Origin of the sequence: Dysgonomonas sp. 511, assembly GCF_010501105.1 — a bacterium.
Classification (GTDB): domain Bacteria; phylum Bacteroidota; class Bacteroidia; order Bacteroidales; family Dysgonomonadaceae; genus Dysgonomonas.
This window is the reverse complement of the sequence record NZ_QVMQ01000052.1, coordinates 1-8,387: the sequence shown is the minus strand read 5'-3', so window position 1 is coordinate 8,387 and position 8,387 is coordinate 1. Positions and strand designations below refer to the sequence as shown.

Annotated in this window: 9 protein-coding genes; 8 read left to right on the top strand and 1 reads right to left on the bottom strand. The window is 35.3% G+C overall.

Annotated elements, in window-relative coordinates; genetic code table 11:
* Positions 1-112 precede the first annotated feature (112 nt).
* The 7 genes from D0T57_RS14785 to D0T57_RS14755 all read left to right on the top strand — a co-directional run bounded on the left by D0T57_RS14785 (position 113) and on the right by D0T57_RS14755 (position 6,380).
* Entirely contained in the window at positions 113-427 is a 315-nt protein-coding gene (locus D0T57_RS14785; RefSeq protein ID WP_163274252.1) for a hypothetical protein, read from the top strand.
* A 41-nt stretch (positions 428-468) separates the two neighbouring features.
* Positions 469-1,074, top strand: a complete 606-nt coding sequence (locus D0T57_RS14780) for a metallophosphatase domain-containing protein (protein ID WP_163274251.1) — start codon at positions 469-471, stop codon at positions 1,072-1,074.
* 10 nt (positions 1,075-1,084) lie between these two features.
* Positions 1,085-1,300, top strand: a complete 216-nt coding sequence (locus D0T57_RS14775; protein ID WP_163274250.1) for a hypothetical protein — start codon at positions 1,085-1,087, stop codon at positions 1,298-1,300.
* Between the two features lie 451 nt (positions 1,301-1,751).
* Positions 1,752-3,449, top strand: a complete 1,698-nt coding sequence (locus D0T57_RS14770) for an ATP-binding protein (protein ID WP_163274249.1) — start codon at positions 1,752-1,754, stop codon at positions 3,447-3,449.
* Between the two features lies 1 nt (position 3,450).
* Positions 3,451-4,395, top strand: coding sequence for a YafY family protein (locus tag D0T57_RS14765; RefSeq protein ID WP_163274248.1), 945 nt, complete (start codon positions 3,451-3,453; stop codon positions 4,393-4,395).
* A 336-nt stretch (positions 4,396-4,731) separates the two neighbouring features.
* Positions 4,732-6,021 (top strand): site-specific integrase, encoded by a 1,290-nt coding sequence (locus D0T57_RS14760; RefSeq protein ID WP_163274247.1) that lies wholly within the window; start codon positions 4,732-4,734, stop codon positions 6,019-6,021.
* Positions 6,018-6,380, top strand: coding sequence for a hypothetical protein (locus D0T57_RS14755; protein ID WP_163274246.1), 363 nt, complete (start codon positions 6,018-6,020; stop codon positions 6,378-6,380). Before D0T57_RS14760 ends, D0T57_RS14755 begins: the two co-directional genes overlap by 4 nt.
* A 99-nt stretch (positions 6,381-6,479) precedes the next feature.
* On the opposite strand, the gene D0T57_RS14750 is transcribed toward D0T57_RS14755, so the two are convergent.
* A complete protein-coding gene (locus tag D0T57_RS14750; protein WP_163274245.1) occupies positions 6,480-6,878 on the bottom strand; it encodes a hypothetical protein in 399 nt (132 codons plus the stop codon).
* 224 nt (positions 6,879-7,102) lie between these two features.
* Here D0T57_RS14750 and D0T57_RS14745 point away from each other — a divergent pair, with 224 nt between their 5' ends.
* Complete coding sequence (locus D0T57_RS14745; protein ID WP_163274244.1) at positions 7,103-8,002, top strand: HEPN domain-containing protein; 900 nt, start codon at positions 7,103-7,105, stop codon at positions 8,000-8,002.
* Positions 8,003-8,387 lie beyond the last annotated feature (385 nt).

Below are 8,387 nucleotides of genomic sequence, written 5' to 3'. Positions count from 1 at the left end.
TTTAACAAAACTAATTTTCAATATGACAAAGAACCAGGCGACTCTAATGAGCCAAGTTTATTTGATTTTTAATAACGAATTTTAATGGGACACTAGTGATATCATTGATAAAATGGTTGAAGTTACATACAAAGTGATTGTTGGGCAAGAAATAGACACCACTTTTAACGTAAAAGAAGCATTTGAGTATCACGAGCCGGATTTGCCATATTTTATTCAACTTAAATTAACAAATCAAGTTGGAAAAATGGCTATTATTAGTATAAAGACTTTAAACCATATTGAGAGAAACGATTATCGAACTATGGACTTCGAGGTTTGGTTTCTCCCTTATCTGTTATTAGCCTCTTCTATTGGTATGATGTTTGCTCAAGAAATAGATTTAAATGATGATTCGGAAATGCAACATTATCTTCATGAAGAATGATAATAATATTGCATGAGAAATTATGAAGTAATTAAGACACTATGACTATACTCCACATCTCCGATACTCACAGTCTCCACCGGCAGCTAAATAATTTACCAGCTGCCGATATTATTGTCCATTCCGGTGACGTTTCGTATGCTGGCACTGGTAAGGAAGTTATGGATTTTGTTGAATGGATTGGAGTGTTAGATTATCAATACAAAATTTTCATTGCCGGTAATCACGACTATTGTTTAGAGGGAAAAGGGAAAGAAAAAATACAGCGATTTTTGCCTGAAAACTGTTTTTACATCTACAATAGTGGCGTTAAGATTGAAGGTCTGAAATTTTGGGGTACTCCGTTTTTCTTTTCTGATGATGTGAGTGGTCAATATCTCAATATGATTGCACAAATTCCGGCGGATACTGATGTTTTGATTTCGCATCGTCCACCACATGGTATTTTGGATAATGCCAATAATATTTCTTATGGTTGTCCTGATTTACTTCAAAAGATATTAGAGGTTCGTCCTCGTTATCATCTTTTCGGGCATATCCACGATGCTTATGGTATTGAAGAGTCTAAATATACAACCTTCGCCAATGCAGCATTAGTAGATGAAAATTATCGACTATTAAACAACCCTATCGTATTTGATATATAAATAGCGGCAAATGACACATACTGAAAAATGGATGGAAATAAGAGCGAGATATTTAGACAAAGAAATATCCGAGGATGAGTATTATAAAATTTGTGATGAAGCCGGTCTTGAAATAACAGCATGGATAGATGAGGATTTTGCAAGAGAGCATGGCTTTACAGGTAATAGCATAGACCTAACAAGTTTTGCTTCAGATAAAGAATGGGAAGAAAACATAATTCGTTAATTATCGGGGCAGACTAATGCTCTCTTTTGGCATAATCAAGAAGTAATTTTGCGAAAATATGTAAACCATTAAAATCGAAATGTTATGGCAAATTTTTATTGTGAGTATTGTGGAACAAAGTATTCAAGTGTAACATCTTTGACCGGAGCATGGTGTCATCGACATCCCAACGGATCAAACAAAGGGAAACACAAGTTGTACGAAGGCAGTGAAAAGAGCAAATACACCTGTAAATACTGTGGAACTTCTTATTCCTCATTAACCTCGCTAACGGGTGCTTGGTGTCATCGACACCCAGATGGTTCAAACAAAGGGAAGCACGCACCAGCTCTTTAATCTCCTGTAAAGAACTGCTCACTCACATGGGCAGTTTTTTTAGAAACTCTTTCGAGCTGTGCTAATATATGGCATACGTGATACCTATCTTTGCATAAGATTAAATACAAAAATTATGAGAGAGTTGAAAAATAAAGAAAAAGAGCTGGATAATACTCTTGTAAAGAAGAGTCGTAACAAAACACTATTGCAACACATAGAAAATATTTTAGAATTGGTGGAGGGATCTGAACTGAAAGACGATTTTTTTCAAAAGGCAAAGAAAAGCATTGACTTTGTTGCAAAGAAGATGAAATTAACAATGAATCAGGCTGTATTGTTCGCTGTATTTATTGAGAAAAGTGATGATAACAGTATTGAAATCCGTGATCTATCACAATTTGTTAAATGTCGAAATATCAAAATAATTAGTCTAATGAAAGATATTGATGAACTTGAAAATAGACGATTGATTCGTTGTAGCAGGAGGAATGATAAACCTTCGTACAGAGTTCCTTTTGATGTTATTAAAGCAATCAAACAAAACAGTATTTATGAACTAAAAAATACTAAAAATCTCTCTGCTATAGAATTATTTGGTCATATTGAAATTTTAATTGAAGAGAAGAGGGATAAAGAAATAACATATGAGGCTCTACTTGACGAATTGGATTCCTTGATTGAAGACAACCCATCTTTAGCTTTTTGTCAACAAATAAAAATTTATATCGCATCTTTTTGCTCTACCCGTCGAAGCTTCTTGCTTCTTGTCTTATTTTGCCATTATTTCATTAATGAATCGGACGATTGTATAGGGTTTCATAATTTAGAAGATTTCTTTGAAAAAATGGAATTTCGTCATTTAAAGGAACTCTTAAAATCGGGCGACCATAAGCTATTAGAAATTAAATTAATAGAAAATGCAAATGATAATGGGATGGGTAATAAGGAGTATTTTAAGTTAACCAACGAGGCAAAAGAAAAACTTTTTGTTGAATTAGATATTAAGACCACTCAGAGTAATAATAAAAAAGAGCTTATGCTGTATGGCAGTATCCCTTCGAAAGAACTATTCTATAATAAACGGGAACAATCGCAGATAACACAACTTACATCACTTCTTCGCAAGGATAATTTTCTGTCTATTCAAGAGAAACTGGAAAAAGGAGGAATGCGAAAAGGTTTTGCCTGCTTGTTTTATGGAGCACCCGGAACTGGAAAGACCGAGACTGTCTATCAAATAGCTCGTTCTACAGGTCGCGATATTATGATGGTGGATATTTCAGAAACGAAAAGTATGTGGTATGGTGAAAGCGAGAAGCGTATAAAAGGAATATTCGATAAGTATAAAAGCTTTCTGAAAACGTGTGAGGTTGCCCCCATTCTGTTATTTAACGAAGCCGATGCAGTTATTGGTAAGCGAAAAGATGCCGGACAAGGCTCGATTGATCAAACAGAAAATGCAATACAGAATATCCTATTACAGGAGATGGAAAATTTAGAGGGCATAATGATAGCGACAACTAATTTGACTCAGAATTTGGATAAAGCTTTTGAACGAAGATTCTTGTACAAGATTGAGTTTGAGAAGCCTTGTATTGAAGCTAAAGAAAAAATTTGGCAAACCATGTTGCCAACATTATCTGAGCAAGAGAGATTAGAATTAGCAAATAATTATAATTTCAGCGGTGGACAAATAGAAAATATCGTTCGCAAATATAGTGTGGACTCCATCTTAAGCGGAGTAACACCGACATTGGAGACGGTACATAGCTACTGTCAAAGCGAGTTTTTGTATAAGAATGAAGAACGAAAAAGAATAGGATTTAATTGATATGGAAAAGAAAAAAAGTTCTAAGGATACCACATCCAATTTATTCAACCGATATGTTTGGTTGGTTGACATCATTTATCGAAGAGGGAAGATAACATTTGAAGAAATTAATGAATATTGGCAAAGATCATTATTAAATCTTGATGGAGAAGATCTTCCTTTGCGCACGTTCCATAACCATCGACAGGCTATTGAGCAGATGTTTGATATTAACATTGAGTGCGATAAGCGAAATGGATACAAATATTACATAGAGAATACCGATGATATGAAGCGTGGAGGCGTTCGAAGCTGGCTATTAAATACATTCGCAGTAAATAACCTGATAAATGAGAGTCACAAACTCAAACAACGCATTTTATTTGAAAAAATACCATCTGGGCAAATGCATTTGACATCTATTATTGAAGCAATGAGGGATAGCCTATCCATAGAAGTGACTTATCAGAGTTTTTGGCGAGATACACCTAATACTTTTGAGATTCATCCTTATTGTATAAAAGTATTTAAACAACGCTGGTATGTTATAGGGTACAGTCCATATAAAGAAAGTATCCTCATTTATGCTTTAGATAGAATCAAACATATCCACATCAATGAGGATAAATTTCAGTTACCCAAGAATTTTGATGGAGAAGCATTTTTTATGGACTGCTTTGGAATTGTAGCCGGAGACGGACACAAAACAGAAAACGTTCTGATTAAGGTATATAAAATTCAAGATAGCTATATCAAGGCTTTGCCATTACATCACTCACAAAAAGAAGTTGAAAGTACATCCAACTATACCATATTCAGCTACCATATAAAACCAAGCTTTGATTTTCGACAGGAGTTGCTCTCTCATGGATCAGAGGTTGAAGTCTTATCTCCTAAATGGTTTCGGGATGAAATTGCAGAGATTATATCAGCTCAATATGATGTATATCAAAGTAGTAAAAAGTAACTTATGGAGGCTATATGCATCATCATCTATACAGAAAGGAATTTGTCAATAGAGAAAATTTATTTAACTTTGTGCCAAGCTAATCAGCCTGCTCAAAGTAGAGCAAATTGATGAGGTTATCTCGTTACTTATCCGTTACCTATTCTGAATAGCAACCAATCCAAACCGCTGATTCAGAAAGAAATAACCCAAAAGCATAGTTTTGTTACTAAATCGTTACCTGAACACCTTTTTGAAATTCTTTGTATAATGCTATTATTCAGTGTTTTGCGTAATTTTGCATAGTGCCGGATAACTCTAAGTAAACTAATTTTGTAACATTAAAAACGATGAGTTATGCGAAGTACATTTAAGGTTCTCTTTTACCTGAAAAAGAACAGTTTGAAACCGGACGGTAAAGCTCCCATTATGGGCAGAATAACCGTCAACAGTTCCATTGCCCAGTTTAGCTGTAAGCTAAACATAAAGCCTGACCTTTGGGATACCAAAGCAAACAAAGCCTTCGGCAAAAGTGTAGAAGCGCAGAAGATTAACCAGAAGCTGGATAATATCCGTACACAAATCGGCAAACAATATCAAAGTATCTGCGATAAGGATAATTTTGTGACAGCCGAAAAAGTAAAAAACGGTTATCTGGGTTTCGGGGAAGAATATCGTACCTTATTATCCGTTGCTGATGAGTTTTATGAGCAATTCAGCAAACGTGTAGGGAAAGACCGGACAGACGGCTCCTATGAACAACTTCTTATCAATCGCAAGCGTGTTGAAAGTTTTCTTCGTGACAAATACAACCTGTCCGATATACCCCTCAGAGAAATAGAACCCCAATTTATTCAGGATTACTATTCCTACTTGCTTGAGGAACGTAAATTGGCAGGAAGCACATTGTTGACAGCTATAACCAAACTTAAACAAATCATGCTTATTGCCCAGCGTCGTGGTTTCGTTCGAGTTAACCCATTTGCCGGATTCCGTTTCAAAGCACAAACCCGGGATAGAGGTTATTTGACCGAAGATGAATTACAGCGGTTCATGGCGGTAGAGTTAAGGCGATACAAACAACGACAGATACGGGATATTTTCGTTTTTCAGGCTTTTACCGGTCTTGCTTATGCCGATGTAAAGAAACTTACCTTTGATGATATACAAAAGTCATTTGATGGCGAAATGTGGCTTATTGCCAAACGGAAGAAAACAGGAACGACATTTTATGTTAAATTATTACCTGTGGCAAAACAGCTTATTGAACAGTATCGTCTGGTAGCAAAAAATAAGTTTATTTTTCCGGTTCCGAGCAATGTAGAAAATATGAACCGCACGTTAAGGCGTATTGGTAAGCAAGCCGGAATCACGAAGTGGATCTCGTCACATATGGCCCGCCACACAATGGCTACCACTGTTTGCCTGTCACAGGGAGTACCCATTGAAACTGTTTCCCAGATGTTGGGACACAGCAATATTCATACTACCCAAATATACGCCAAAATCACCAATGAAAAGATTAGTCGTGATATGGCTGCACTAACGGATAGAATCGGAGATAAATATCAGGTAGAGATAAACAGACCTGAATCTGACTTTAGAAATATCGGGAAAGTGGGAAAAAGAAATAAATCCATGCTATGAAAGAAGAAATAACAGTCTCCGGTTTAATAGAGCTTATTGAATCCGGTGAAAGAAAAAATATCCGGCTACGGAGTTGGCAATTAGCGAAATTATTCGGCGTATATGAATCCACGATAAATACCAATGTAAAGGCAATTATACGGGCGGATGTAATAAAAGTATGCTTAGATTGCGAAGTTAGGTTATATGGGAATATAATTATTCCCGAAACTTCTGATTTGGAAATGATTGTAGCTCTATCTTTCAGAATCAACACCTACCAAGCAGCCATGTTTCGAAAGTGGATAATTCGTAAAGTAATCAGTAAGCCACCCAATCTAATAGTTTTACCGATTAATATCTCCCGGATAATTAACTAAGTTCTGTGTACAAAGGAAACACCCTATTTAGCATTCCAATTGCAAATAGGGTGTTTCTATTTTATAAAGCTGAGCTTTCAACCCTTATAAAGTACCATTTCAAGAGAAAAACATACAACAAATATCATTGGATGATGGGGTCAGTTCTTTTATCTTAATATAAAAATCTGAGGCTTTCCATCTGTTTTTGATAAAATTGTAATCGTAAGTTTCCTTGAAGTAAGTTATACACTTCTCAATGGTTTCGTTTTCATCCGGGAATAAATATACAATATTACATTTTCCTTCTTTATTGAATACACAAGTTATTGTGTACTCTTCCTTATCGAAGCGTATTTCGATTGATTTTTCCGTAACATCCTTTTCAAAATAATCTATCAGGCAATGAGGATAATCTCTATATTTATTCTTTATTTCAGGTAATGTGATGTTTAAAAGGCTGTTGATTTGTTGAAGCAGGTTAGCATAGCCATTTATGCCAACAGTATTATTGTCCATAAGAAACGTTCCTTTTTAATCTGATTCACAATCAGATTAGATGAATAATTAGAATAACTCACTCATTACCTGTAGTTATATCGGCTTATTTGTTTTGTATAGATAGGCACAGAAAAAATAAAAACAGGAACGCAGGGTAAAGATACAACTTCGTGTAAAAACGTTAAAACAAATCGGGGATTTTTTCGTAGTTTTGTGTTTTTAATATTCTACATATCAAGGCAATGAAAAATTCAATAGCATATCTACCGAAAGATAAACAGGAAGACCTCAACTTCTTGATTAATGAGGTATTAAAACGCCTACCTCAAACGGAGTATATTATTCTGTACGGTAGTTATGCAAGGGATAATTATGTGAAGCGAGGAATAAGGGTCGAAGACGGGGGTATCCCTACCGTTAAGATATCGGACTATGATATACTGGTTGTTACAAGCGGTATCAACTCTAAGAAAGCGGAAACGGTACTTGACAATGTAGAAGATATTTTCTTTGTTGGTAAAGATTTTGACCGTGATACTCCCGTTCAATTCATTAACGACGATATAAAGACCTTCAATAAATACATAGAGGAAGGTAGGTATTTTTATACCCAGATAAAGGAAGAGGGTATTATCCTTTACAATAGTGGTAAATTCAAATTAGCACGAAGAAGAAAGCTTAATTTTGAAGAGATAAAGGAACAGGCTCAAGAGTATTTTGATGAAAAGTTTAAGACAGCAAATGTATTTCTTGAAATGGCTAAGTTTTCTTATACTAAAGATATTAGCGAATTTTATAAGAATGCATCTTTTCAACTTCATCAAGCCTGCGAAAACTATTATTATGCTATTCGATTGAGCTTTACTTTACGGAATAATAAACAGCATAATCTTTCTAAACTATCCGGCTCGGTCAAAAAGTATTCGGATGAACTTAAAACGGTTTTTCCACAGGATACGCCGGAAGAGAAACGGCTTTTTACACTACTGAAAGCTGCTTATGTAGATGCAAGATATAATCCGCATTTTGTAGTTACAAAGGAGGATATTGATGCACTTATCCCTAAAGTGGAATTATTGAGGGATATCACTAAAAAGATTTGCGAAGTAAGGATTAAAGAGTATGGAGAAAAAACACTCTGATTCTCCATAATGATTATTTGCTTTTCTTCTCGATATATTTAATCATATAATTTGCGGTATATTCAAAAGTCGGATCGATCATTTCGTTACAGAGGAAAGATTGTTCCACAAGTGTAAACATTCAAGCCCGAGCCTAACGGTCGGATACGAAAATCTCCACCCTAAAGGGTAGTATTTTCGCCCCGAGGCTTGCCTGTTTTCACTTCCGGAACCTTGAGAAGCCCCTGCAACGAAACGACCGACCCGACGATGACGCATATCATCCAAATAAAACAAGCATCCTTTTATAATTAGGGTTCACTGAATAAATACAACTCATTGATATTTAACAAGATACTCTTTTTTTTCATTGTTATTTAGTGTAAAATAGTTATCTTTGAGTGTT

Excerpts from the sequence above, each read along its gene's own strand:
- D0T57_RS14750 (WP_163274245.1), bottom strand. The coding sequence starts at position 6,878 with ATGGACAATAATACTGTTGGCATAAATGGCTATGCTAACCTGCTTCAA.
- D0T57_RS14770 (WP_163274249.1), top strand. The coding sequence starts at position 1,752 with ATGAGAGAGTTGAAAAATAAAGAAAAAGAGCTGGATAATACTCTTGTA.
- D0T57_RS14745 (WP_163274244.1), top strand. The coding sequence starts at position 7,103 with ATGAAAAATTCAATAGCATATCTACCGAAAGATAAACAGGAAGACCTC.
- D0T57_RS14785 (WP_163274252.1), top strand. The coding sequence starts at position 113 with ATGGTTGAAGTTACATACAAAGTGATTGTTGGGCAAGAAATAGACACC.
- D0T57_RS14755 (WP_163274246.1), top strand. The coding sequence starts at position 6,018 with ATGAAAGAAGAAATAACAGTCTCCGGTTTAATAGAGCTTATTGAATCC.
- D0T57_RS14765 (WP_163274248.1), top strand. The coding sequence starts at position 3,451 with ATGGAAAAGAAAAAAAGTTCTAAGGATACCACATCCAATTTATTCAAC.
- D0T57_RS14775 (WP_163274250.1), top strand. The coding sequence starts at position 1,085 with ATGACACATACTGAAAAATGGATGGAAATAAGAGCGAGATATTTAGAC.
- D0T57_RS14760 (WP_163274247.1), top strand. The coding sequence starts at position 4,732 with ATGCGAAGTACATTTAAGGTTCTCTTTTACCTGAAAAAGAACAGTTTG.
- D0T57_RS14780 (WP_163274251.1), top strand. The coding sequence starts at position 469 with ATGACTATACTCCACATCTCCGATACTCACAGTCTCCACCGGCAGCTA.